Annotated in this window: 17 protein-coding genes and 1 tRNA gene; 10 read left to right on the top strand and 8 right to left on the bottom strand. The window is 60.4% G+C overall.

What is annotated here, in order from left to right:
- Positions 1 to 5 precede the first annotated feature (5 nt).
- Together AWM79_RS04945 and glgX are read left to right on the top strand one after the other, a co-directional pair.
- Positions 6 to 296, top strand: coding sequence for a DUF2934 domain-containing protein (locus AWM79_RS04945; protein ID WP_017131220.1), 291 nt, complete (start codon positions 6 to 8; stop codon positions 294 to 296).
- Positions 297 to 457: 161 nt separating this feature from the next.
- Entirely contained in the window at positions 458 to 2,608 is a 2,151-nt protein-coding gene (gene glgX, locus AWM79_RS04940) for a glycogen debranching protein GlgX (protein WP_017131219.1), read from the top strand.
- 141 nt (positions 2,609 to 2,749) lie between these two features.
- Here glgX and glgB read toward each other — a convergent pair whose 3' ends face one another.
- The 3 genes from glgB to AWM79_RS04925 form a co-directional block, all read right to left on the bottom strand.
- Positions 2,750 to 4,984: a 1,4-alpha-glucan branching protein GlgB gene (gene glgB, locus AWM79_RS04935; protein ID WP_017131218.1), complete on the bottom strand. Its 2,235-nt coding sequence runs from the start codon at positions 4,982 to 4,984 to the stop codon at positions 2,750 to 2,752.
- A complete protein-coding gene (treS, locus tag AWM79_RS04930) occupies positions 4,981 to 8,319 on the bottom strand; it encodes a maltose alpha-D-glucosyltransferase (RefSeq protein ID WP_060782285.1) in 3,339 nt (1,112 codons plus the stop codon). Before treS ends, glgB begins: the two co-directional genes overlap by 4 nt.
- 180 nt (positions 8,320 to 8,499) lie before the next feature.
- Positions 8,500 to 10,497, bottom strand: coding sequence for an alpha-1,4-glucan--maltose-1-phosphate maltosyltransferase (locus AWM79_RS04925; RefSeq protein WP_017131217.1), 1,998 nt, complete (start codon positions 10,495 to 10,497; stop codon positions 8,500 to 8,502).
- A 224-nt stretch (positions 10,498 to 10,721) separates the two neighbouring features.
- Between AWM79_RS04925 and AWM79_RS25245 the strand changes: the two genes are divergently transcribed.
- Both AWM79_RS25245 and AWM79_RS04920 read left to right on the top strand, forming a co-directional pair.
- Complete coding sequence (locus tag AWM79_RS25245; protein ID WP_017131216.1) at positions 10,722 to 10,889, top strand: hypothetical protein; 168 nt, start codon at positions 10,722 to 10,724, stop codon at positions 10,887 to 10,889.
- 46 nt (positions 10,890 to 10,935) lie between these two features.
- Complete coding sequence (locus AWM79_RS04920; protein ID WP_017131215.1) at positions 10,936 to 11,175, top strand: DUF3203 family protein; 240 nt, start codon at positions 10,936 to 10,938, stop codon at positions 11,173 to 11,175.
- A 130-nt stretch (positions 11,176 to 11,305) separates the two neighbouring features.
- On the opposite strand, the gene AWM79_RS04915 is transcribed toward AWM79_RS04920, so the two are convergent.
- On the bottom strand, positions 11,306 to 12,052 hold the full coding sequence (locus tag AWM79_RS04915; protein WP_060782284.1) for an SDR family oxidoreductase: 747 nt from the start codon (positions 12,050 to 12,052) through the stop codon (positions 11,306 to 11,308).
- A 267-nt stretch (positions 12,053 to 12,319) separates the two neighbouring features.
- Positions 12,320 to 13,444, bottom strand: coding sequence for an MFS transporter (locus tag AWM79_RS04910; protein WP_060782283.1), 1,125 nt, complete (start codon positions 13,442 to 13,444; stop codon positions 12,320 to 12,322).
- A 315-nt stretch (positions 13,445 to 13,759) separates the two neighbouring features.
- Here AWM79_RS04910 and mrdA point away from each other — a divergent pair, with 315 nt between their 5' ends.
- On the top strand, positions 13,760 to 15,652 hold the full coding sequence (gene mrdA, locus AWM79_RS04905) for a penicillin-binding protein 2 (RefSeq protein ID WP_017131212.1): 1,893 nt from the start codon (positions 13,760 to 13,762) through the stop codon (positions 15,650 to 15,652).
- A 103-nt stretch (positions 15,653 to 15,755) separates the two neighbouring features.
- On the opposite strand, the gene AWM79_RS04900 is transcribed toward mrdA, so the two are convergent.
- Together AWM79_RS04900 and AWM79_RS04895 are read right to left on the bottom strand one after the other, a co-directional pair.
- Positions 15,756 to 15,840: transfer RNA gene (locus AWM79_RS04900), tRNA-Leu, on the bottom strand.
- 434 nt (positions 15,841 to 16,274) lie between these two features.
- The gene (locus tag AWM79_RS04895; protein WP_017131211.1) at positions 16,275 to 17,147 is read right to left on the bottom strand and encodes a LysR family transcriptional regulator; all 873 of its coding nucleotides are present in this window, start codon (positions 17,145 to 17,147) and stop codon (positions 16,275 to 16,277) included.
- Between the two features lie 250 nt (positions 17,148 to 17,397).
- Here AWM79_RS04895 and ampC point away from each other — a divergent pair, with 250 nt between their 5' ends.
- Positions 17,398 to 18,564 carry a class C beta-lactamase gene (ampC, locus tag AWM79_RS04890; protein WP_060782282.1) on the top strand — a complete coding sequence of 389 codons (1,167 nt, stop codon included), beginning with the start codon at positions 17,398 to 17,400 and terminating at the stop codon, positions 18,562 to 18,564.
- Positions 18,565 to 18,599: 35 nt separating this feature from the next.
- Positions 18,600 to 19,001, top strand: coding sequence for a hypothetical protein (locus AWM79_RS04885; protein ID WP_060782281.1), 402 nt, complete (start codon positions 18,600 to 18,602; stop codon positions 18,999 to 19,001).
- Positions 19,002 to 19,099: 98 nt separating this feature from the next.
- Here the strand turns inward: AWM79_RS04885 and AWM79_RS04880 are convergent, their stop codons facing one another.
- Positions 19,100 to 20,011 (bottom strand): helix-turn-helix domain-containing protein, encoded by a 912-nt coding sequence (locus AWM79_RS04880; protein WP_060782280.1) that lies wholly within the window; start codon positions 20,009 to 20,011, stop codon positions 19,100 to 19,102.
- A gap of 173 nt (positions 20,012 to 20,184) precedes the next feature.
- Between AWM79_RS04880 and AWM79_RS04875 the strand changes: the two genes are divergently transcribed.
- Genes AWM79_RS04875 through AWM79_RS04865 form a run of 3 tightly spaced genes read left to right on the top strand, consistent with a single transcriptional unit; the run spans position 20,185 to position 23,964 of the window.
- A complete protein-coding gene (locus AWM79_RS04875) occupies positions 20,185 to 21,543 on the top strand; it encodes a glutamine synthetase family protein (protein WP_017131207.1) in 1,359 nt (452 codons plus the stop codon).
- A gap of 34 nt (positions 21,544 to 21,577) precedes the next feature.
- Positions 21,578 to 22,666 (top strand): polyamine ABC transporter substrate-binding protein, encoded by a 1,089-nt coding sequence (locus AWM79_RS04870; RefSeq protein WP_060782279.1) that lies wholly within the window; start codon positions 21,578 to 21,580, stop codon positions 22,664 to 22,666.
- Entirely contained in the window at positions 22,663 to 23,964 is a 1,302-nt protein-coding gene (locus AWM79_RS04865; protein ID WP_060782278.1) for an NAD(P)/FAD-dependent oxidoreductase, read from the top strand. The genes AWM79_RS04870 and AWM79_RS04865 overlap by 4 nt, the downstream gene beginning before the upstream one ends.
- Positions 23,965 to 23,996: the final 32 nt, after the last annotated feature.

The raw sequence follows: 23,996 nt of genomic DNA, 5'->3' as shown, positions 1-23,996 counted from the left end.
TGGCGATGAGTACCGACGAAAAACGCATTCGTGAATTTGCTTATCAGATCTGGCAATCGGAGGGGCAGCCTGACGGCCAGGAAGCCCGCCACTGGGACATGGCTCGCAAGCTGGCCGAAGCCGAGGCACTGGCACCGAGCAAACCGGCAACCGCCAAAGCCAAACCGAAGACGGTTGTGACCCCCACCAAGAGCACCGCGAAACCGCCGGCCAATCCTATTGCCCCGCCTGTCGCCAAACACTTGGAGCCGGTGCCAAAGAAACCGCGAGCACCACGCAAACCGGCAGCCACTTGAGCTGAACGCGCTTCGGACAGCCCGCCGACCCCGTCACGCTCGTTGGCCCGCCCCCCCTTTTGACACTCTGAGCCAAGACACTGTGGGAGCAGGCTTGCCCGCGAATAGGACCTAACAATCGCCGAAAGCCTGGCTCTTGGCGAAGATTGCAGGAGCATCACATGACCCAACCCAAGAAAACACCGGACACCGAAGCCTCGCGCATCCGCGAAGGCCTGCCCTTCCCACTCGGCGCTACCTGGGATGGCCTGGGGGTCAATTTCGCCCTGTTCTCCGCCCACGCCACCAAGGTCGAACTCTGTCTGTTCGACGCCAACGGCGAGGTTGAACTGGAACGCATCGAACTGCCCGAATACACCGACGAGATCTATCACGGCTACCTGCCCGACGCCCACCCAGGGCTGATCTACGGTTATCGGGTGCATGGCCCTTACGACCCGCAGAACGGCCATCGCTTCAACCCCAACAAACTGCTGATCGACCCCTACGCCAAGCAACTGGTCGGAGAGCTCAAATGGTCTGAAGCGCTGTTCGGCTACACCATCGGCCATCCGGACGCCGACCTCAGTTTCGACGAGCGTGACAGCGCGCCCTTCGTGCCCAAGAGTAAGGTCATCGACCCCGCCTACACCTGGGGTCGGGATCAGCGGGTCAGCGTGCCCTGGGACCGCACGATCATCTACGAAACCCATGTGCGCGGCATCAGCATGCGTCATCCCGCCGTGCCCGAGGAGGTACGCGGCACCTTTGCCGGATTGATGGTCGATGACCTGCTGGAGCATATCCGCAAGCTGGGCGTCTCGTCGGTCGAGCTGCTGCCGATTCATGCCTTCGTCAATGACCAGCACTTGCTGCACAAGGGCATGACCAACTACTGGGGCTACAACAGCATCGCTTTCTTTGCGCCCGACCCGCGCTACCTGGCCAGCGGCAAAATCGCCGAGTTCAAGGAAATGGTCGCGCACCTGCACGAAGCCGGTCTGGAACTGATTCTCGACGTAGTTTACAACCACACCGCCGAAGGCAACGAGCAAGGCCCGACACTGTCCATGCGCGGTATCGACAACGCCTCCTACTACCGCTTGATGCCGGACGATAAGCGCTTCTACATCAACGATTCGGGCACCGGCAACACCTTGGATTTGAGCCATCCCTGCGTACTGCAGATGGTCACCGACTCGCTACGCTATTGGGCCACGGAAATGCACGTGGATGGCTTCCGCTTCGATCTGGCGACCATTCTCGGACGCTATCACCATGGCTTTGACGAGCGGCACAGTTTCCTCGTCGCCTGCCGTCAGGATCCGGTGTTGCGCCAGGTCAAAATGATCGCCGAACCCTGGGACTGCGGGCCGGGCGGTTATCAGGTCGGCGGTTTTCCGCCGGGCTGGGTGGAATGGAACGATCGCTTTCGCGACACTGTGCGTGCCTTCTGGAAAGGCGACGATGGCCAGCTCGCTGACTTCGCCGGACGCATGACCGCCTCCGGCGAATTGTTCAACCAGCGCGGTCGGCGCCCTTATGCCTCGGTCAACTTCATCACTGCCCACGATGGTTTCACCTTGCACGACCTGGTGTCCTATAACGACAAGCACAACGAGGCCAACGACGAAAACAACCAGGACGGCAGCAACAACAACCTGTCCTGGAACCATGGCGTCGAAGGCCCCACCGACGATCCGGCGATCAACACCCTGCGCCTGCGCCAGATGCGTAACTTCTTCGCCACCCTGTTGCTGGCCCAGGGCACGCCAATGATCGTCGCCGGCGACGAATTCGCCCGTACCCAGCACGGCAATAACAACGCCTATTGCCAGGACAGCGAAATCGGCTGGGTCAACTGGGACCTGGACGACGACGGCAAGTCCCTGCTGCGCTTCGTCAAGCGCCTGATCAAGCTGCGGCTGGCCTACCCGATTCTGCGTCGGGGGCGCTTCCTGGTGGGCGACTACAACGAGGCAATCGGCGTCAAGGACATCACCTGGCTGGCCCCGGACGGCAATGAAATGACCACCGAGCAATGGCACGACAACCATGGTCGCTGCCTGGGCATGCTGCTCGACGGACGAGCTCAGGTTTCCGGCATCCGCCGCGCCGGGGCTGATGCCACCTTGCTGATCGCGCTCAATGCCCACCATGACGGGGTCAACTTCCGCCTGCCCGAAGTCCCTCAAGGCATGTACTGGACTTGCATGATCGATACCAACGACGCGGCGATCAAGGGCCAGGAGCGTTTCGCATTCAACAGCGAATACACCTTGACCGGACGCTCGCTGGTGATGTTCGAATTGCAACGCGATGACGAAGACTGAGAAGCCTGTGAGTCGATAGCAACAGAAGTCGCATGGCGACCACCTTGGACGAGAGTCGGAACGCCGTGCTGGGACGCGGCGTTCCGACAAACTCGCTCGCCACCGCCCGCCGTACTCACTCAGTCGAGGCAGTGAATCGTCTCAGTCACGCGCCAGCGGCTGCAACATCAACACCGCCAGCGGTGGCAGGTTCAGCACCAGCGACGAGGCCTGTCCATGACTGGCGCGGTCTTCGGTGAAGGCCCCGCCACCATTGCCATAGTTGGAGCCGGCATAGATCGCCGCGTCGCTGTTGATCACCTCCTTCCACTGTCCGGCAAAGGGCACCCCAATCCGGTAGGCCTCGCGGGGTACGGGCGTGAAGTTGGCGACCACCAGCAGCGGTCGCCCTTCGCGGCTCCAGCGCAACCAGGCATAGACACTGTTGATGGCATCATCGCCGATCAACCACTGAAAGCCCTGGGGAGCATCGTCCTGGTCGTGCAGCGCCGGCTCCTCGCAATAGAGCCGGTTAAGGTCGCTCACCAGCTTCTGCACGCCCAGATGCTCAGGGTATTGCAGCAAGTACCAATCCAGTTGCTGGTCGTGATTCCACTCGCGCCACTGGCCGAACTCACAGCCCATGAACAGCAACTTCTTGCCTGGATGCGCCCACATGAAACTCAGGTAGGCTCGCAGGTTGGCAAACTTCTGCCAGCGATCGCCAGGCATTTTGTCGATCAGCGAATGCTTGCCATGGACCACTTCGTCATGGGAAATCGGCAGGATAAAACGCTCGGACCAGGCATATACCAGGCCGAAACTCAGCTCGTTATGGTGGTGTGCGCGGTACACCGGGTCTTGCTGGATGTAATGCAGCGAGTCGTGCATCCAACCCATGTTCCACTTATGAGTGAAACCCAAGCCGCCCTGCTGGGTACCCTGGCTAACCCCCGGCCAGGCCGTTGACTCCTCGGCAATCACCAGAGCACCCGGCGCCTCCAGCGCTACCACATCATTGAGATGACGGAGAAAGTCGATGGCTTCGAGGTTCTCCCGGCCACCATGGCGATTGGGCACCCATTCCCCGGCCTTGCGCGAGTAATCGCGGTAGAGCATCGACGCCACCGCGTCCACCCGCAACCCGTCGACATGGAAATGCTTGAGCCAGTGCAACGCCGACGCCAGCATGAAGCCATGTACCTCGGTACGCCCGAGGTTGTAGATCAGCGTATCCCAATCCTGGTGAAAGCCTTCCAGCGGGTTGCCGTACTCGTACAGCGCCGTACCGTCGAATTGCGCCAGGCCATGGCTGTCGGTGGGAAAATGCGCCGGCACCCAGTCGAGAATCACACCGATATTGGCCTGGTGACAGGCATTGACGAAGGCGGCGAACTCCTCCGGCGGGCCATAGCGGGCACTGGGCGCGAATTGCGACAGCGGTTGATAGCCCCAGGAGCCACCGAAGGGATGCTCCATGATCGGCATCAATTCGATATGGGTGAAGCCCAATTGCCGGACATAGGGGATCAGCCGTTCAGCCAGCTCGCCCCAACGGTACTGGCGAGACACCTCGCCCGCTTCATCGATCTCGCACTGCCAGGAGCCGGCGTGCAGTTCGTAGATTGACAGCGGTGCATTCGGCCGTTGCCGTTCGCCACGCGCTTGCATCCATTCCTGGTCCTGCCATTCGATGTGCAGCGGCGATGCCACCTGCGAGGCGGTATCCGGCGGCAACTGGGTAGCCAGTGCCACCGGGTCGGCCTTGAGCGGCAGGATCGCCTCGGCGCCGAGTATCTCGTACTTGTAGGCCTCCCCCGGCTGCAGGCGCGGGATAAAGATCTCCCAGACCCCGCTCGAATGACGCAGGCGCATCGGATGGCGACGACCATCCCAGATATTGAAATCGCCGACCACCGAGACCCGCCGGGCGTTCGGTGCCCAGACCGCGAAACGCACGCCGTCGATGCCTTCGACCGTCATCGGTTGGGCACCGAAACAGCCGCTCAGGTCACGATGATTGCCCTCGGCGAACAGATACAGGTCCATCTCCCCCAGCAGGGGTCCGAAACTGTAGGGATCTTCGCAGACCTGCTCGCCGCCGGCCCAGTGGATACGCAGCAAGTAGGGTTGGCGATCAGCGCACCGACCGACATACAGGCCAGGCACCGCACTGTTGTCCAGGCTAACCAGCACCCGCTCGCTGCCACGGGCCAGAACCTGGACACTCAGGGCACCCGGCAGGAACGCGCGGATGAACTGCCCGCCAGCACCGTCATCATGGGGACCGAGAATGGCAAACGGGTCCTGGTGTTCAGCACGCACCAGCGCTTCGATATCGTGGTCGGCAGGTAATAGACCGACTTTTATTTTACCTGGATCCTGACTTGAATTCATTGCTGCTCTCCACCGGACAAGGATTTCACCTCACTCAACAACCCGCTCAAACCGTGCAGGGGCACGGGGAGCCAGGTTGGACGGTTCTGCGCCTCATAGGCAATTTCGTAGGCAGCCTTCTCCAGACTGAACAGGACCAGGGCCGCTTCCGCGCCCGCCGGGTCCCGCCATGCATGAGCAAGATTAGTAGTTGCCTGCCGATAGGCCCGAATAAAAGCCTCGCGTGAATCCTTCAGGTAACACTCGGCAATACGCTGCAAGGCGGCCTGGGCCGATGCCGAGGCATGGGCGGCGTGTGAGCGGTCAAGGGCCATCGCCGCGGCATAGTCGAACGAGCGCAACACCCCGCTGACATCCTTGTACGGACTGTGCTTGCCCCGGCGCTCCGGCAACGAGCGTGCCGGTTCGCCTTCGAAGTCGATCAGGTAAGCGTCACCTTGCACCACCAGCACCTGCCCCAAATGCAGGTCGCCGTGCACGCGAATGCGCAAACCGCCCTGCACTTGCGCCGCAAGGGCCTGGACGTGAGCGACGATGGCTTTTTTTTGCGCCGCCAGGTGCGTGATCAAGGCCCGGTCCGGCGCTGCAAATTGCGCCTGATGCTGTTCGAGCAATCGCAGGGCCCGAGTTATCTGACCGCCGATCTGCTTGCCCCAAGCCTGGCTGTCCTTGGCCGTACTGACCTGAGCGCAAAAATTCGAGTTGGCGGTCGGCGCGGCCAGCACCTGGTGCATTTCGCCCAGGCGCTGGCCCAACAAACCGGCGAAATTCGCCAGCTCGCCGAGTGCATTGAACGGCTGCTCATGCTCGACAATCCCATCGGCCAGTTCATCGCGGATCGCCCGCTCCAGATTGTTCTGAGTCCAGACCCAGGCATCGCCCTGGTTGTTCAGCAAGCCCTGGGCAATCATCAACAGGCTTTCCCCGCCCGCCGGATCACGCCGCACCACCGAACCCAGTAGCGGTGAAATATGCTTGAAGCCGGCGGCGCTGAGGTAGGCGCTCATTTCCAGTTCAGGGTGAATGCCGGCGCTGACCTTGCGGATCAGCTTGAGCATCACCCGCTCGCCCACCACCACCGAACTGTTGGACTGTTCGGCGGACAGGTACCGCACCTCGGCATCTGCGGGCAGCGGCTGCGCCATCAATTCGGGGCTGGCTTGGAAATGCAGCTCGCCCGCGCTGCCGCTCAGCACGCTGCCTGCCTGCATGCCCTGGATCACCGCCCGCACAAAGCTCTCGAGGCTGAAGGCATCGGTGATCAAGCCGACCTGACGACCGCGACGAACCCTGGCCAACGCCAGTTGTTGTGGCAATGCGGCATGGATCTGCTCTTCGGCCAGCAAACCGAAAGGTATCTGGTAGCGGCTGACTTGGCCGCCAACGCTCACCTCGATTTCGCTGAGCAACACCGGCTGCTGGGCATCGCCGAAACGCAAGCCATAGACCAGATGCACCTGCTCGATGGCGGCATCTTTGTTGGCGAACCATCGCCGCTTGGGCAGCCACTCAGGCAACGACACCTGCTCCAGGGTGATGCGCGAAGGGGCCTCGAGCAATTCTTCAAGGCGCTTTTTTAAGACCAGGGTAGTGAAGTCCGGCAGGCTCTGGGGTGCTTCCACATGCCAGCTCGGCATCTGGGTCTCGGCAGCCAGGAGAAACCAGTAGAAACCGTAGGGCGCCAGGGTCAGCAGAAAATTCAACTGGCCGATGGGAGGAAAGGCGTTGCCGCCCAGCATTTCCACCGGCACCTTGCCGGCAAAGTGCGACAGGTCAAGCTCCGCCGCCTGGGCGGTGCGCGAGACATTGGCGACACACAGAATGATTTCGCTCTTGCCATCCGGCCCGGTGTATTCGCGGGTGTAGGCCAGAATCCGGCGGTTGGCCGGCGAAAGCATTTTCAGGCTGCCGCGACCGAACGCTTTCTGCTGCTTGCGCACCGCCAGCAGGCGACGGGTCCAGTTCAGCAACGAATGGGCATCGCCGGCCTGGGTCTCGACATTGACCGACGGATAACCATAGAGCGGGTCCATGATCGGCGGCAACACCAGGCTGGCCGGATCGGCACGGGAGAAACCGCCATTGCGGTCGATCGACCACTGCATCGGCGTGCGCACGCCATCGCGGTCGCCCAGGTAGATATTGTCGCCCATGCCGATTTCATCGCCGTAATACAGGGTCGGTGTGCCCGGCATCGACAGCAGCAGGCTGTTGAGCAGCTCGATCCGCCGACGGTCACGCTCCATCAACGGCGCCAGACGTCGGCGAATACCCAGATTGATCCGGGCGCGGCGGTCGGCGGCATAGTAATTCCATAGATAGTCGCGCTCGTGGTCGGTGACCATCTCCAGGGTCAGCTCGTCGTGGTTGCGCAAGAAAATCGCCCACTGGCAATTGGCGGGAATCTCCGGGGTCTGGCGCAGGATGTCGGTGACCGGAAAACGATCCTCCTGGGCCAGCGCCATGTACATGCGCGGCATCAACGGAAAGTGGAAGGCCATGTGGCATTCGTCGCCGTTGTCGCCCTTCTGTTCGCCAAAATACAACTGGGTATCTTCCGGCCACTGGTTGGCTTCGGCCAGCAACATGCGGTCGGGGTAATGGGCATCGATTTCGGCACGGATCTGCTTGAGCACCTGGTGGGTCTCGGGCAGGTTCTCGTTGTGGGTGCCGTCGCGTTCGATCAAGTAGGGAATGGCATCCAGGCGCAGGCCGTCGATGCCCATGTCGAGCCAGTAGCGCATCACCGACAGCACTGCCTTCATGACCTGTGGATTGTCGAAATTCAGGTCCGGTTGATGGGAGTAGAAGCGGTGCCAGAAGTATTGGCCGGCGACCGGATCCCAGGTCCAGTTGGATTTCTCGGTGTCGAGAAAGATGATCCGGGTCTCGGCATACTTGTCATCGGTGTCGGACCACACGTAGAAGTCTCGGGCACTGGAACCTGGCTTAGCCTTGCGGGCTCGCTGGAACCAGGGGTGCTGGTCGGAGGTGTGATTGATCACTAGCTCGGTGATCACCCGCAGGCCACGTTTGTGCGCCTCGGCGATAAACCGCCGGGCATCGGCGAGGGTCCCGTAATCGGGGTGAACCCCACGATATTCGGCGATATCGTAGCCATCGTCGCGGCGTGGCGAGGGGTAGAACGGCAATAGCCAGATGGTGTTGACGCCGAGGTCGGCGATATAGTCGAGCTTGGCGATCAACCCGGGAAAGTCGCCGATGCCATCGTTGTTCGAATCGAAAAAAGACTTTACATGTACTTGATAAATAACCGCGTCCTTGTACCAGAGCGGGTCATTGATAAAGGTTGCTGGGCGGGATTTCTTCGCCATGGGTAACTCCTTGAATAGTGGCGAGCGGGCTTGTCAAAACGCCGCACCGCCCGCTGGGCTGCGAAGCGGCCCTGAATCCAGGCAACGCGTTGCATCAGAAAGAACGCGTTCAATGGTTTTAGCGAGGACGGCGCCGCCGAGCGCGGCGGTGCGACGTTTTGACAAGCCCCCTCGCCACACTCACATCGTGGTGATCCGCCAGATTCCAAATGGCTGGTGCCAGGGCTCGATGCGCATCCACTGGGTCTTGCCATACCAGGTCCAGGTATGGCCATTCATCAGGTCCTCGCCCTGGGTCGCGGCATCGTCGGCCAGGCCGAACTCCCACAGCGGCAGCTCGAAATGCGCCTCCTGGGCGTTGTGCGGGTCGAGGCTGACCGCCACCAGAATGAAACTCTCGCGGTCGGCGGTGCGTTTGCCGAAGTACAGGATGTTGTCGTTCCAGGCGTTGTAGACCTGCAACCCCAAATGCGTCTGCAACGCCGGGTGCTGGCGGCGGATACGGTTGAGCTGGGCAATCTCGGCAATGATGTTGCCCGGCGTATTGAAGTCCCGTGGACGGATCTGGTACTTCTCCGAGTCCAGGTACTCTTCCTTGCCCGGCACCGACGCCGATTCGCAAATCTCGAATCCCGAATACATACCCCACAGGCCAGAGCCCATGGTTGCCAGGACCGCGCGGATAAGAAAGCCGGCGCGGCCCGACTCGTGCAAGAAGGCCGGGTTGATATCCGGGGTATTGACGAAAAAGTTCGGCCTGTAGCACTCGCGCCAGGGCGACTGGTTCAGTTCGGTGAAGTAACTCGCCAGTTCGGCCTTGGTATTGCGCCAAGTGAAGTAAGTGTAGCTCTGGGAGTAACCGATCTTGCCCAGGCGCGCCATCATCGCCGGCGTGGTGAAGGCCTCGGCGAGGAAGATCACTTCAGGGTGGCGAGCGCGAACATCGGCAATCAACCATTGCCAGAAAGGCAGCGGTTTGGTGTGCGGGTTATCGACCCGAAAGACCTTGACGCCCTCCTCGACCCACGCGAGGACGATGTCGCGCAGCTCGATCCATAGGCTGGGGATGGCCTCGGCGGTATAGAAGTCGACGTTGACGATATCCTGATATTTCTTCGGCGGGTTCTCGGCGTATTTGATCGTGCCGTCAGGCCGCCAGTTGAACCAGCCAGGATGTTGGCGCAGCCAGGGATGGTCCTGGGAACACTGAATGGCGAAATCCAGGGCGATCTCCAGGCCATGGTCGGCGGCGGCGGCCACCAGTCGCCGGAAGTCGTCGCGGCTGCCCAACTGCGGATGAATCGCCTCGTGCCCGCCCTCTTCGCTACCAATCGCATAGGGGCTGCCCGGATCGTCGGGACCGGCGTTCAAGGCGTTGTTCGGGCCTTTGCGGTGGCGCCGCCCGATGGGGTGGATCGGCGGAAAATACAGCACATCAAAGCCCATGTCGCGAATCGCCGGCAAGCGTGCGTGCACGTCATCGAAGGTGCCATGGCGCGAGGCGCGGTCGGTGACGGAGCGCGGGAACAATTCGTACCAACTGGCGAACTGTGCCAGGCTGCGTTCCACTTCCAAGGGAAAATCATAGCTGCGGCTGAGGTAGGCATGAGGATCGCCGAGGCGCACCAGCACCGCCGTGGCGGGTGTGAGCAGGCACTCGACTTGGCCATCCGTCGACAACCCGGACAATTGCTCATGCAACGCCATCAGCCGTTGAGCCAGATCACCTTGGCTACGTTCGCTGGCCTGGCGGATATGCTCGCGACCTTCCTGCAGTTCGAGGTCGATCGGTACCCCGGCCAAGAATTTTTTCTCCAGCTCGTAGCAAAAACTGCCGAATTGATCGATCCAGGCCTCGATCCGATACACATAATGGCCCTGGCCGCCGACCCGCAGCCGACCCTGCCAGGCGTTATTGCCCTGGTCGGTCATCACCGAACGCTGCCAGTCGGCCACACCGGAGGCCTTCCAAGCCAGCATCACGGCCAACTTGTCATGCCCGTCGGTAAACACCTTGGCACTCACGACCAGCTCTTGTCCGACCACCGCCTTGACCGCGAATTGCCCGCCATCCACGGACGGACTCACGTTCTCGATGGCAATGCGTGGCAACAATAGCGCCTGAGACAGAGGCAGGACTTCGCTGATTTCCTCGTCCAACGATTTATCAGTTGTCATCGAGCATCACTCCTTACGCCCTGTGGACGCTCTACCTTGCGTAATCAAGATTCGCGACGGGCTTCATCCTGAAAGGCCGCTCAAGTTCGGAGCCGGGACACCACCAAAAAGTTCAGACGGATTTGCCGGGAACGTCCATTCGTCAAAAAAGTGCAGTCAATCTTGAATGAACAAGGTCAACCGTTACACGAGGCACCCAGACCGTGCATAAAAGAGGTCACTTCATGAATATTCCGATTCCGGCGCAAACGCCCGATCCCAATATCGACCAACCGACCTTGCCGCCGACCGAGCCCCAGCCGGTACCGGAGCAAGAGCCGCCCGGCAGCCCCCCGCCACCCAAAATCGACCCGCCAACCACGCTACCGCCGGTGATCGCCAAGCCAGCATAGACTCGGTTCCAAGAGTGACGGGGCGCCAGAGCAAAAGGAGTACACCATGCCCATCAAGATCGATCGATCCAACCAGACCTGCACCCTGGAAGAACACGACACCTGTGTCCACGGTTTGGCCAAGAACGTCAGGATCACTACCGACGACGCCAAAAGCATGTCCCGCGCCGAACTCAACGGCAAGGCGATCTGGATTACCGAAGCAGAAGCCGACGCCTTGACCGGCGCCGGTGCCGTCGATGGCCGCCACCACGTCAAGGTCACGTCCAACCAGTCGGTGATTTGATTGGCGCGCCGCCGCGTGCCCGTCCTGTCGTCCAGCGACGGCGGTACCTCAAGCGTGGGACCGCACGCGCTAAGGCCATTTCCTCCGTGCCTGCGGCCCATTCGCGATCACCGCGAGACGGTGAACTGCGTCAGCGCCCGCCAGCCAGGTCGATAAAGGTGCCGGTGGCATAGGAAGCCTGGTCCGAGAGCAGCCAGATAATACCTTCGGCCACTTCTTCGGCGCGACCGCCACGCCCCATCGGAATCGCCGACGCCAGCTTGTCGACCCGCTTGGAATCGCCGCTCAGGGCATGAAATCCGGTGTAGATAAAACCGGGACGCACGGCGTTGACCCGAATCCCCTCGCCCGCCAGCTCCTTGGACAGGCCCAGGGTGAAGGTGTCGAGCGCGCCCTTGGAAGCGGCATAGTCGACGTACTCATTCGCCGAACCGATTCGCGCCGCCGCCGAGGACACGTTGACAATGTTTCCACCCTGCCCGCCATGGCACAGCGACATGCGCAGCACCGCATGCTTGGAGCAGAGAATCGGCCCCAGCACGTTGGTCTTGAGGGTTTGCAGAATGCGGAATTCGGACATTTCATCGACCCGCGACCGGTGTCCGACCGTTCCGGCATTGTTCACCAACGCAGTGACGGGGCCGAGTTCGGCATCCACTCGGCGGAACAGGTGGATCACGTCGTCCTCGCTGCTGACATCCGCCCGTACCGTGATGACCTGGGCGCCCAGTGCCCGGACCTGTTCCTGCACCTTATGGGCGGCGTCAGCGTCGGTCAGGTAGTTGATGCAGATCCGATACCCGTGCTGTGCGGCCAACAACGCTGTCGCCGCGCCGATACCACGGCTACCGCCGGTGATGACGATGACTTTTTCCATTGAGCCCTTCCCACACCGTGGTAACTCTGTGCGTTCCAGCATAACCGTGCCGGGCGCAGTTTGTGTAGCGGTCAAATACCCTAGTGACCTGTGTGGTGAGTCCTACTAGCCAATTTCGGTGCCACAAGCCCTGACCGGCGTTGCTGTTCACCTCCGGCATCCTAACTTGGGCGAACCAACTCACCGCACAGGCTACCAGGTCGATTGGGGCGCTCATGCAGCCGGCAATCGTGCCCAGTGTCGCTGGGCAGACGCCAGGAATCAGGCCTAACGCCGCGACACCGCGCAACCCACCGCACTCAAGGCAATCGCCAGGCCGGCCAGGGAGTAGACCCAACTGGCCGAGGCCACCGGCAGCAACACCCCTGCCAGCAAAGGCCCGACACCGGCACCGATATCGCGCCACACTGCATTGGACGCCAGCGCCTGGACCCTTGCAGGGCCGGGGTTGCGTCGGGCCACCAGGGTCACCACTAGCGGCAGTTGCAACGCGCGCAGGATCAGCACCGATCCGGCGCCGAGGATCAGCCAATGGCTGCCGAAGGCTGCCAGGGCAAGGCCACTGAGGATCGACAACAGCAGCAACATCCGCACCACGCCATAGCTGTCCGCCGCCCAGCCACCCAAGGGACTGAGGAGCATTTCCGAAATATAGCGCAGGGCCATCAATGCCCCGGCAATGATCACCGCATTGCCGCCCAGCACGGCGGAGGCCTGCAACGACAGGCCGAAGATAAACAGCCCATCCAACGCCACACCTTCGACAAACGACCAGATCGAGACACTGTCCGGCCATTTGAAGCGCCGTCCGGAAGGTGCCGACAACTCATGCCCCACCGTCGGCAAGCCGCGTGCCACCCACCAGCCGATCAGCGAGGCCGCACACAGCAGCAGGAAAATCAATCGCGGGCCGAACTGTAGGCTCAACCAGCCGCCCACGGACAACGCGATCATCGGACCGATGGCAATCACCGCCCGCGAATGCCCTGCCCGGCGCGCGGCCCCCGTCGGTTCCAGGGTTGCCAATACTTGCGTCGAGAGGTTCAACGCCGCATAAGACAAGCCCCAACCCAGGCGTAGCAACAACAGCCAGAAGAAGCCGCAGATCAACGAATTGCCCAGGGCACACACCGCACTGACACCCGCTGCCAGCATCAGCGTCGAGCGGTCTCCGTGGCGGGCGTAATAGCGCAGCACATAACCGTAACCGAAGATCCGCACCAGGCGGTTGGCCGCCAGCAGCACCCCGGCCTGGGCCAGGGTCACGCCAAAGGCCATGCTGTTCATCGGCAGCAACAAGTAAAGCAGGACATCGCCGGGCAGGCACAGGGCCAGAACGATGGCGGAACGGCGCGAGGCGGAATCAGTCGGGTGAGCAGCCACGGCAGGCATGTGAGACAGGTCTCTACGACGAAGAGGAGAAGCCGCCAAGCATGCCGGTTTGAAACAATCACTGACAATGCTTTTTGTAAAGCTGTTGCCGATGCGGCTGAGGCAACCGTGCTTCAACAGAGTGTTCGCAAGATCACGCCTGCCGGTCCCCCCCTGCCAATAGGCGAACTCCGTCTTTTGGCCGATTGCCCTCAATAAAGCCCCTAAATCCGCTACTTCTTGGTATCGTGTGCGCCCATTTAAGCACCTATCTATTTGTTTTTTCTATCAGTAACACTTTTATCATTGACTTCTTTTGTATAAGACAGGTTCCTCATGTCCGATCCCATTCATCTCAAGGATCACGAGACCGAAAAACACCTGGTCAACAAGCGCCTGATCGCCTGTGGCCTGCTGGTGCTGGGACTCGCTGCTGCCTTGGTGGGCCGCCTCTACTTTCTCCAAGTCACCGAGTTTTCCTATAACTCCACGGTCTCGGAAAATAACCGGGTCCATGTCTTGCCCATCCCGCCGGAACGCGGGCTGATCTATGATCGCAACGGCGAAGTGCTCGCCGACAACCAGCCCAGTTTCAATATGACCCTCACCCGCGAACGTGCCGGTGACGTCGGTCACGTGCTGGACACGGTAATGAGCATCCTCAATCTGCCGGAAGAAGACCGGGCCCTGTTCGGCAAGGCGCTCAAGCAGTCGCGCCATCCCTTCGAGCCGGTGACCCTGCTCTACGAACTGACCGAACAGCAGATCGCCCTGCTGGCCGTGAACGAATTCAAATTGCCGGGGATCGAGGTCGAACCGCAGTTCGTGCGACATTACCCACTGGGCGAGCATTTCGCCCATTCGGTGGGTTATGTCGGACGGATCAACGAGAAGGAAATCAAGCAACTCGATCCCGTGGAATACCGCGGCACCCAGTCCATCGGCAAGACCGGCATCGAGCGCTTCTACGAGAAAGAACTGCACGGTCACGTCGGCTACGAGGAAGTCGAGACCAACGCCCAGGGCCGGGTCATGCGGGTGCTCAAGCACACCGATCCGATTCCCGGCAAGAACATCGTCCTAAGCCTGGATATCAAACTCCAGGAAGTCGCTGAGAACGCCCTGGGCGACCGACGCGGCTCAGTGGTGGCGATCGATCCGAAGACCGGCGAAGTGCTAGCGATGGTCAGCAAGCCGAGTTTCGATCCGAACCTGTTCGTCACCGGTATCCGCGCCAAGGATTACTCGGCCCTGCGCGATTCCATCGACCGTCCGCTGTTCAATCGTGCCCTGCGCGGGCTCTATGCCCCCGGCTCGACAATCAAGCCGGAGGTGGCTATCGCCGGTCTCGACAGTGGAGTGATTTCACCCTCGACACGGGTGTTCGACCCCGGCTACTTCCAACTGCCCAACGTCGATCATAAGTACCGCAACTGGAACCACAGCGGCGACGGCTGGGTCGATTTGAACGCGGCGATCATGCGTTCCAACGACACCTATTTCTATGATCTGGCGAGCAAGCTGGGCATCGATCGGCTGCACGATTACCTGTACAAGTTCGGGATTGGGCAGAAAGTCTCCCTGGACATGTTCGAGGAGTCTTCGGGGCTGATGCCCTCTCGCGAATGGAAACGCGCCACCCGCCGCCAAACCTGGTTTCCGGGAGAAACGGTGATTCTCGGGATCGGCCAGGGCTACATGCAGGTCACTCCGTTGCAACTGGCCCAGGCCACCACATTGATTGCCAACAAGGGAGTGTGGAATCGCCCACACCTGGCCAAGTCGGTCGACCAGGTGGCACCGGTGGACGAGAACCCGATCCCGAATATCGTGTTGCGCGACGCCAAGCAATGGGAACAAGTCAACTACGCCATGCAACTGGTGATGCATGACCCACGCGGTATTGCCCGAGCGGCGGCCGTCGGCGCGCAGTACCGGATTGCCGGCAAGAGCGGTACCGCCCAGGTGGTGGCGATCAAGCAAGGGGAACGCTACGATCGCCTGAAGACCTCCGAGCGTAACCGCGACAACGCGCTCTTCGTCGGTTTCGCTCCGGCGGAAGATCCGCAGATCGTGATTTCGGTGATGATCGAGAACGGCGAGGCCGGTGGCCGAGTAGCCGGCCCTGTGGTGCGCGAAATCCTCGATGCATGGCTGCTGGACAAAGACGGCAAGCTCAAGCCGCAGTACGCGCATCCACTCAAGCCCCATGAGGATCCCAAGGTCTGATTGGGGCGATAGCCCAAGAACACCGCTAACAGCCTACGATAGTGCGTTAGCTCAAGTTTGAATGATGGTGATGCGGGCTGGAACGAGCGGCTTTGGTGGGGAATGGTGCCTCGAACCGGAGTCGAACCGGTACACCTTGCGGCGGCGCATTTTAAGTGCGATGTGTCTACCAATTTCACCATCGAGGCGGTGTAGCAGGCGGCAAATTAGACATCAAAAGACAGCACAAATCAACAGCTTAAGAAGACTGTAAGACCCCGTGGCCACTCAGAAAAGCAAATTCGCCGAGAGGGTGTAGGCATGTCGATACGCAAGCAATTGCGCTTGCGTCAGCCACTGTGCCCACTTGCGGCCAGTCCCGTGTCATGCGCCGACTCCGTCTGCGCCCCTATGACACAACGCTTGAATCATCACTTCGATTGATCATTCAAATCGCAAAACAGAATTTTTTATTTCCTGCGATTCGCTACAAGATGGGCCACCTTCTACCCCGCCGGACCCTCAATCATGAATCTGAATTTGACCATTGCTTGTGCAATCGTAGTGTCTTTTGCCATTGCCCTGATTCACGTCTGAAGCTGCGCACGATCTTTGCTGGCGGTTATGCACATCGCCAAGCGGCTCAGGAAAGCTGCTCAACCAGCCAACGGCGAAAGGTAGCCATCGCCGGTGTCGGCGCACGTGACTGTAGCCTTGTCAGCCAGTAACTGCCCGTGGCGATGCTTATATCGAAGGGTTGGCGAATATCACCGGAGTCCAATTGCCGGGAGAACATCATCGACGGTGCCAGGGCCACGCCTACCCCTTGCAGCGCTGCCTCTATCATCGCCAACGAAGAATCGAAGACAATGCTGTTGCAGACCTGGCTGTTGCTCGGCAATCCGGCAGCCTGAAACCATTCGGACCACTCGTCCACGCAGTAGGAACGCAGCAATGTCTGTTTCAACACATCCGCCGGGGTGTGGAGTTGCCGTTCGATTTCCGGAATGCATAAGACCGACAGTGGCGCCTCCAACAAGCGCATGGCGTCGATTCCATGCCATGCCCCCGCGCCAAATCGGATGGCGAAGTCGAGCCCTTCGGTAGCCACATCCACCCGGTTGTTGTGGGTCGACAGACGCAGGTCGATAAACGGATGGCTGGCCTGAAAATCCCTTAGCCGTGGCAATAGCCAACCCACCGCGAAGGTGCCTACCGCTCCCACTGTCAGGACCTCGCGGTAATGCCCGCCCTCGAACCGGCCCAAGGTCTGCGCGATGCGATCAAAGGAGTCGCGTAGCACCGGCAACAGGCTTTCGCCTTCGGCGGTCAGCATCAGTCCGCGGGATAGACGCTTGAACAACGTAACCTTCAACTGACTTTCAAGCCCCTTGACTTGATGGCTGACCGCCGCTTGGGTTACGCACAACTCCACTGCAGCCCGGGTAAAACTCAGATGCCGTGCCGAGGCTTCGAATGCACGTAGCGCATTCAGGGGCAGGTGAGGTCGAAGCACGCTTTAACTCCTAGTTTTTCTAATGGCTAATCCGAAAATTTGTCGTTTGTCGCTAACCAGATCATCGCTTAGATTGAGCCTCGCAGTGCAATCAAGGTCCCTTGTTGTCCCGAATTTCACAGCCTTTACCAAAGTCCGATATATCGATCGTTACCCCATCAGCTATGTCGAACACGGACGTGTTTTGCGCTGAAGCCTGCTCGGCGAAAACGTAACAAAATAAGACAACATCCACGGAAAATAGCCGACTATGCCAAAAAATATCCCTTTCAGTAGCACATTATTCGCTACCACCCTTTGCCTACTCAGCTCCGTAAGCTGCCTGGCCACCGCCGCGACACCCATCGAACTCAAGGCAGTGGTGGACGCCACGATTCAGCCGCTTATGCAGGAACAGGGCATTCCCGGCATGGCCGTAGCCGTGCTCGCCCAGGGCAAGACACATTACTTTAACTACGGTGTCGCCTCCAAGACCGGCAAAGAGGCAGTGAGCGAAAACACCCTGTTCGAGATCGGCTCGGTCAGCAAGACCTTTGCCGCCACCCTGGCCGGCTACGCCGTCGCCCAGGGCAAGTTGTCGCTCGCGGAAAACGCCAGCCACTACCTGCCCGAGCTGCGTGGCAGTGCCTTCGACAAGATCAACGTGCTTGACCTTGGCACCTACACCGCCGGCGGCCTGCCCTTGCAATTTCCCAGTGAAGCGGACAGTTCCGACAAGATGATGAGCTATTTCCAACACTGGAAACCGCCTTATCCTGCCGCCGAACAACGGCAGTACTCGAACCCGAGCATCGGCCTGTTCGGCTATATGGCAGCCAGGAGCCTGGGCCAGCCGTTCGACGACCTGATGGAAAAGACACTGCTCCCAAAAATGGGACTGCAGAGCACTTACATCAGGGTTCCGAAGGCTCAGATGAGCCGTTATGCCCAGGGCTACAGGAAAGACAACTCCCCTTCCAGGGTTGGCCCTGGAGCGTTGGACTCCGAAGCCTATGGCATCAAGACCACCTCCAGCGATCTGCTGCATTACGTTCTGGTGAACATGAACCCACAACAGTTGGAAGCACCGTTGCAGCAGGCAATCGCCTTGACACACACCGGCTACTACCAGTTCGGGAACACCACACAGGGCCTGGGCTGGGAGCTCTACCCCTACCCTGTCAAGCTGGATACCTTGACCGAGGGTAATTCGAACAAGATGCTCGATCCGCAAAAAACCAACTGGTTCAAGGCACCCCAACCACCCCACGCCGATAGCTGGATCAACAAGACCGGCTCGACGGGTGGCTTTGGCGCCTATGTCGCCTACGTGCCGGCCAAGGAAATCGGCATTGTGATCCTGGCCAACAAGAACTACCCGAATCCGCTACGGGTCAAGGCCGCCTATGAAGTGCTCAGCGCGGTGCAACGCCAATGAGCAAAAACCATCCAGATTAACTATGATCGGAGTCCATGAGCCCCACGCCTGTGATCCGCCAGCCCTGTCCACCCGGCGCCTGCATTTGCGAGCGAGAGCGACTGCTGGACACACCCGGCACCGACCTGCGAATCCTGCGCCTGACCCGCCAGGAAGAAAAGGTGTTGCTCGACCGGCTCGCAGACCTCAAGAGCCTGGCTGACCTCGAACGCCTGCAACAGCGGATGTACGAACAACTGGGCATTCGCGTGACCATCGCCCCAGGGCATAACGAAGTGCGCACCATGCGCGGCATCGGCATTCATATCGATGAACTGCCCGGGATGTGCCGCAAGACGCGTCAGTCGATCCCGGCAGCGATTCGTCGTGGCCTGGAGAAGCACCCGCAAATCGCCTTCGAACTGCTCAACGCTCACGACTTGCTGGGCGGTCTCTGAGACTCGCCTAGGGTCTGTACGAACTGCTTTCGAGCGAAGGCTAGGCCAGCCGGCTTTCAACGCCGCATGCGCGAGCGCAGATGCATTTCGCTCAGAGCCTATCGAATCAGTTGCCGACGTTTCAGGGTCTCGCTCGGCAACTCCTTGAACAGCGCCCGGTAGCTGCCGGAAAATCGCCCCAAGTGCCAGAACGACCAATGCATCGCCACCTCGGCAACCGTGGTCTCCAGATTACGGCTGCGCAGCAACTCATTGCGTGCGCTGTTCAGCCGGCGCAGACGCAACCAGTGGCTCGGAGTCATCCCGGTGAACGCCTTGAAGGCATGCTGCAACTGGCGCAATGAAACCCCGGCGACCTGGGCAAGCTGCAGCAGGTTGAGAGTCTCCTCGGGAGTATCGACCGCCCATTCGCCGATACGCTTCATAATCCCCCGCTCCTTCGCTCGGCGCCGCAGCGAACCTGGGTCCAGGCGCACGCAGGCGTTGTCGAGGATATACAGGCAGTCTTCCAGCAGTTGCTCAGTCAAGGCTTCCCGACTCGGCGGATCAAAGGTCTGTGCCAGACGCGTCAGCGTCCCGCTCAGCCAACGGCTGAACAACGCGTTTTGCTGCGAATTGAGCGGCGCCAGGAACAGCCCCTCCAGCCGCGCGACATCCAGGCCGTGGCGCCGGACGAACTCCGGCCCGAATACCACCGCCACCTCCCGATAGTTCTCCGGGGTGATCCAAATATTGCGACTCTCGCCGTTGAGCATATACAAGGCGTTGTCACTGCGATCGAAACAGAACGCCAGCGATCCTGCCGGCGCGCTGAAACTCTGCTCGATGCGGGTGTTCATACACTCCTCGTAGATCTCCACGCCATGCAGGTCCAGATAACGAATCTGCCCGGCGAAATGCCCCGGCGACATTTGCTGGTAATGCTGGACCCAACCCGGCGTCGCCCGTATCTGCTCGGCCACATCGGCGGTGTTGAACGCTTGCACCCGCAAGGGGGTTGACTGTGTCATGGGCTGACCATCGCGCACTTTTTTGGTGCGTCTTAGGGATAAAAAAATGGATAGATGGAACCGCAACGCTCGCTCAAGATAGTCGTCAATGCGCTACAGGGGAAGCTTCCCGCTATTTTTTTGGCAGGCGGGAGGTCTAACCTGGCGTTGATAAAACCAACGACGAGGTCCTTATGAATGCCCCTTTCGATCAGCTGTCTTCCTGGCTGAAAGAACACAAGATTACCGAAGTAGAGTGTGTGGTCAGCGACCTGACCGGTATCGCTCGCGGCAAGATAGCACCCACCAACAAGTTCCTGCATGAACGAGGCATGCGCCTGCCGGAAAGTGTGCTGCTGCAAACGGTAACCGGGGACTTCGTCGACGACGATGTCTATTACGACCTGCTCGACCCCGCCGATATCGACATGATCTGCCGGCCCGACGCTTCGGCGATCTATGTGGTGCCATGGGCCATCGAGCCGACCGCTATCGTGATCCACGACACCTTCGACAAACAGGGCAATCCGGTCGAGCTGTCGCCGCGCAATGTCCTGAAGAAGGTCCTGCAGCTCTACACCGACAAGGGCTGGCAACCTATCGTGGCCCCCGAGATGGAGTTCTACCTGACCCAGCGTTGCGAAGATCCGGACCTGCCCCTCAAGCCACCCTTGGGCCGCTCGGGCCGCGCCGAAAGCGGTCGACAGTCGTTCTCCATCGATGCCGCCAACGAATTCGATCCGCTGTTCGAAGATGTCTATGACTGGTGCGAGTTGCAAGGTCTGGACCTCGACACGCTGATCCACGAGGATGGCCCGGCGCAGATGGAAATCAACTTCCGTCATGGCGACGCCCTCGACCTGGCCGACCAGATCACTGTGTTCAAGCGCACCCTGCGCGAAGCGGCACTCAAGCACAACGTCACCGCGACCTTCATGGCCAAGCCCATCGCCGACGAACCCGGCAGCGCCATGCACCTGCACCAAAGCGTGATCGACATCGCCACCGGCAAGCCAATCTTCGTCAATGACGACGGTTCCAAGAGCCAATTGTTCCTGCATCACATCGGCGGCTTGCAGAAATACATCCCCAAGGTCCTGCCGATGTTCGCCCCCAACGTCAACTCGTTCCGCCGCTTCCTGCCGGACACCTCGGCGCCGGTCAACGTCGAATGGGGCGAGGAAAATCGCACCGTCGGCCTGCGCGTACCGACTTCCAGCCCCGAGGCCATGCGCGTGGAAAACCGCCTGCCGGGCGCCGACGCCAACCCGTACCTGGCCATTGCCGCCAGCCTGCTGTGCGGTTACTTGGGCATGATCGAAGGCATCGAGCCCAACGCCCCCGTGGAAGGCCGAGCCTATGAACGCCGCAACCTGCGGCTGCCCATCACCATCGAAGACGCCCTGGCTCACATGGAAGACTGCCCGACCATTGATCGCTACCTAGGCACCCAGTTCGTGCGCGGCTATGTGGCGGTCAAGCGGGCCGAACATGAGAACTTCAAGCGTGTGATCAGCTCTTGGGAGCGCGAGTTCCTGTTGCTGAGTGTCTGACTCCTGGGATAAAAACAATTAAACGAGGTGCGCTATGCGTCTATTGAAATCCGCGATTCCGGTTGCCGTGGCGCTGCTGTTCAGCGCCACGGCTCATGCTGAACCGACCGTCAGTGTCTACAACTGGACCGACTACATCGGTGAAACCACCCTCGCCGACTTCCAGGCGAAGAACGGCATCAAGGTGATTTATGACGTGTTCGACTCCAACGAAACCCTGGAGGGCAAGTTGCTGGCCGGACGCACCGGCTACGACGTGGTCGTGCCTTCCAACCATTTCCTCGCTCGCCAGGTAAAAGCCGGGGCCTTCCTCAAGCTCGACCGTTCGCAACTGCCGAACTGGCAGAACCTCGATCCGAAACTGCTCAAGCTGCTGGAGAAAAACGATCCGGGCAACGAGCACTCGGTTCCTTATCTGTGGGGCACCAACGGCGTCGGCTACAACGTCGAGAAGGTCAAGCAGGCCCTGGGCATCGACCATATCGACTCCTGGGCCGTGCTGTTCGAACCCGAGAACCTGAAGAAACTCAGCCAGTGCGGCGTGTCCTTTATGGACTCACCGGACGAAGTGTTCCCGGCGATCCTCAACTACATGGGCATGGACCCGCTCAGCTCCAATCCCGAGGACTACAAGAAAGCCGAGGCCAAGCTGCTGACCCTGCGGCCATACATCACCTACTTCCACTCCTCCAAGTACATCTCGGACCTGGCCAACGGGGATATCTGCGTCGCCTTCGGCTACTCCGGCGACGTGTTCCAGGCCGCCAACCGGGCCAAGGAAGCCAACAATGGCATCAATATCGCCTACTCAATTCCCAAGGAAGGCGCCAACCTATGGTTCGACCTGATGGCGATCCCCGCCGATGCGAGCAATGTGAAAGAGGCCCATGCCTTCATCAACTACTTGCTCGATCCCCAGGTGATCGCTAAGGTCAGCGCGACCGTCGGTTACGCCAACCCCAACCCAGCCGCACAGCAATACATGGATACCGACCTGGTACACAATCCCGAGGTCTACCCACCGCAAGAAGTCCTCGACAAACTGTATATTTCAACCACCCCGAAACCGGAAATCATGCGCCTGATGACCCGCTCCTGGAGCAAAGTGAAGACCAACAAATGATCCATGACCGCACAATGGAACATACCCGCTCCTATTACGCCGCGTCCGCCCACTCGATACCGGATCGTCCCCGACTCGAATCGCATCTGAGCGCCGATGTCTGCGTGATCGGCGGCGGTTTCACCGGTGTCAACACGGCTATCGAGCTGGCCCAGCGCGGACTTTCGGTCATCCTGGTCGAGGGTCGGCGAATCGGTTGGGGCGCCAGCGGGCGCAATGGCGGTCAGTTGATCCGCGGCATCGGTCATGATGTCAGCGGTTTCGCCAAGTACGTCGGCACCGACGGGGTGCGTTACCTGGAACGTGCCGGTATCGAGTCGGTGGCGGTGGTCGGCGACCGTGTCCGCCAGCATGCCATCGACTGCGACCTGCGCTGGGGTTTCTGCGAACTGGCCAATACTGCAGCGCAGTTCGCTGCGTTGCGCACCGAGCAGGAGCATCTGGCGGAGCTGGGCTACAGCCATGAAACGCGGCTTGTCGAGCCACGGGACATGCGCCAGGTGGTGGCTTCGAGCATCTATGCCGGTGGCCTGATCGACATGGGCTCGGGCCATTTGCATCCGCTCAACCTGGTCCTCGGCGAAGCGCGCGTGGCCGAGTCGCTGGGGGTACGGATCTTCGAGCAGAGCCCGGTACTCGAACTGGTTCATGGTGACACCGTGCAGGTACGCTGTGCCGCCGGTTCGGTGCGCGCCGGCAGCCTGGTGCTGGCCTGCAATGCACACCTGGAAGACCTGGAGCCACGGCTGAACGGCAAGGTCCTGCCCGCCGGCAGCTATATCATCGCCACCGAACCGCTGACTCCGGCAATGGCTGCCGAACTGATCCCGCTGGACCTGGCGCTGTGCGACCAAAAGGTTGGCCTGGACTACTACCGCCTTTGCGCCGAGCGCCGCCTGTTGTTCGGCGGTGCCTGCCACTACTCCGGGCGGGACCCCGCGGACATCGGTGCCTATATGCGACCGAAGATGCTCAAGGTATTCCCGATGCTGGCCGATGTGCGCATCGACTACCAATGGGGCGGCAAGATCGGTATCACTGCCAACCGCTTCCCGCAAGTAGGACGTTTGCAGCAACACCCGAATGTATTTTATGCCCAGGGATACTCGGGTCACGGCGTCAACGTGACCCACTGGACCGCGCGCCTGCTGGCCGAAGCCATCCATGCCGGCCAGAGCCGGGGCATGGACATCTTCAGCGCGGTCCCGCATATGACCTTCCCCGGCGGCAAGGCCTTGCGCTCGCCGCTGTTGGCATTGGGGATGTTATGGCATCGGTTGCGCGAAGTGCTGGGTTGAGGGGGAGCGGCGTTACACAGGCGCGCTCCTCT

This window comes from Pseudomonas agarici, assembly GCF_001543125.1.
Lineage (GTDB): Bacteria > Pseudomonadota > Gammaproteobacteria > Pseudomonadales > Pseudomonadaceae > Aquipseudomonas > Aquipseudomonas agarici.
Note: the sequence above shows the minus strand (reverse complement) of the source record. Positions and strands in the feature narration are given on the sequence as shown.

Coding starts and splice junctions, on each gene's coding strand:
- AWM79_RS04920 (WP_017131215.1), top strand. CDS start 10,936: ATGCCCATCAAGATCGATCGATCCAACCAGACCTGCACCCTGGAAGAA.
- AWM79_RS04875 (WP_017131207.1), top strand. CDS start 20,185: ATGAATGCCCCTTTCGATCAGCTGTCTTCCTGGCTGAAAGAACACAAG.
- AWM79_RS04885 (WP_060782281.1), top strand. CDS start 18,600: ATGAGCCCCACGCCTGTGATCCGCCAGCCCTGTCCACCCGGCGCCTGC.
- glgB (WP_017131218.1), bottom strand. CDS start 4,984: ATGAATTCAAGTCAGGATCCAGGTAAAATAAAAGTCGGTCTATTACCT.
- AWM79_RS04910 (WP_060782283.1), bottom strand. CDS start 13,444: ATGCCTGCCGTGGCTGCTCACCCGACTGATTCCGCCTCGCGCCGTTCC.
- glgX (WP_017131219.1), top strand. CDS start 458: ATGACCCAACCCAAGAAAACACCGGACACCGAAGCCTCGCGCATCCGC.
- AWM79_RS04915 (WP_060782284.1), bottom strand. CDS start 12,052: ATGGAAAAAGTCATCGTCATCACCGGCGGTAGCCGTGGTATCGGCGCG.
- AWM79_RS04925 (WP_017131217.1), bottom strand. CDS start 10,497: ATGACAACTGATAAATCGTTGGACGAGGAAATCAGCGAAGTCCTGCCT.
- AWM79_RS04870 (WP_060782279.1), top strand. CDS start 21,578: ATGCGTCTATTGAAATCCGCGATTCCGGTTGCCGTGGCGCTGCTGTTC.
- treS (WP_060782285.1), bottom strand. CDS start 8,319: ATGGCGAAGAAATCCCGCCCAGCAACCTTTATCAATGACCCGCTCTGG.
- ampC (WP_060782282.1), top strand. CDS start 17,398: ATGCCAAAAAATATCCCTTTCAGTAGCACATTATTCGCTACCACCCTT.
- AWM79_RS25245 (WP_017131216.1), top strand. CDS start 10,722: ATGAATATTCCGATTCCGGCGCAAACGCCCGATCCCAATATCGACCAA.
- AWM79_RS04880 (WP_060782280.1), bottom strand. CDS start 20,011: ATGACACAGTCAACCCCCTTGCGGGTGCAAGCGTTCAACACCGCCGAT.
- mrdA (WP_017131212.1), top strand. CDS start 13,760: ATGTCCGATCCCATTCATCTCAAGGATCACGAGACCGAAAAACACCTG.
- AWM79_RS04865 (WP_060782278.1), top strand. CDS start 22,663: ATGATCCATGACCGCACAATGGAACATACCCGCTCCTATTACGCCGCG.
- AWM79_RS04945 (WP_017131220.1), top strand. CDS start 6: ATGAGTACCGACGAAAAACGCATTCGTGAATTTGCTTATCAGATCTGG.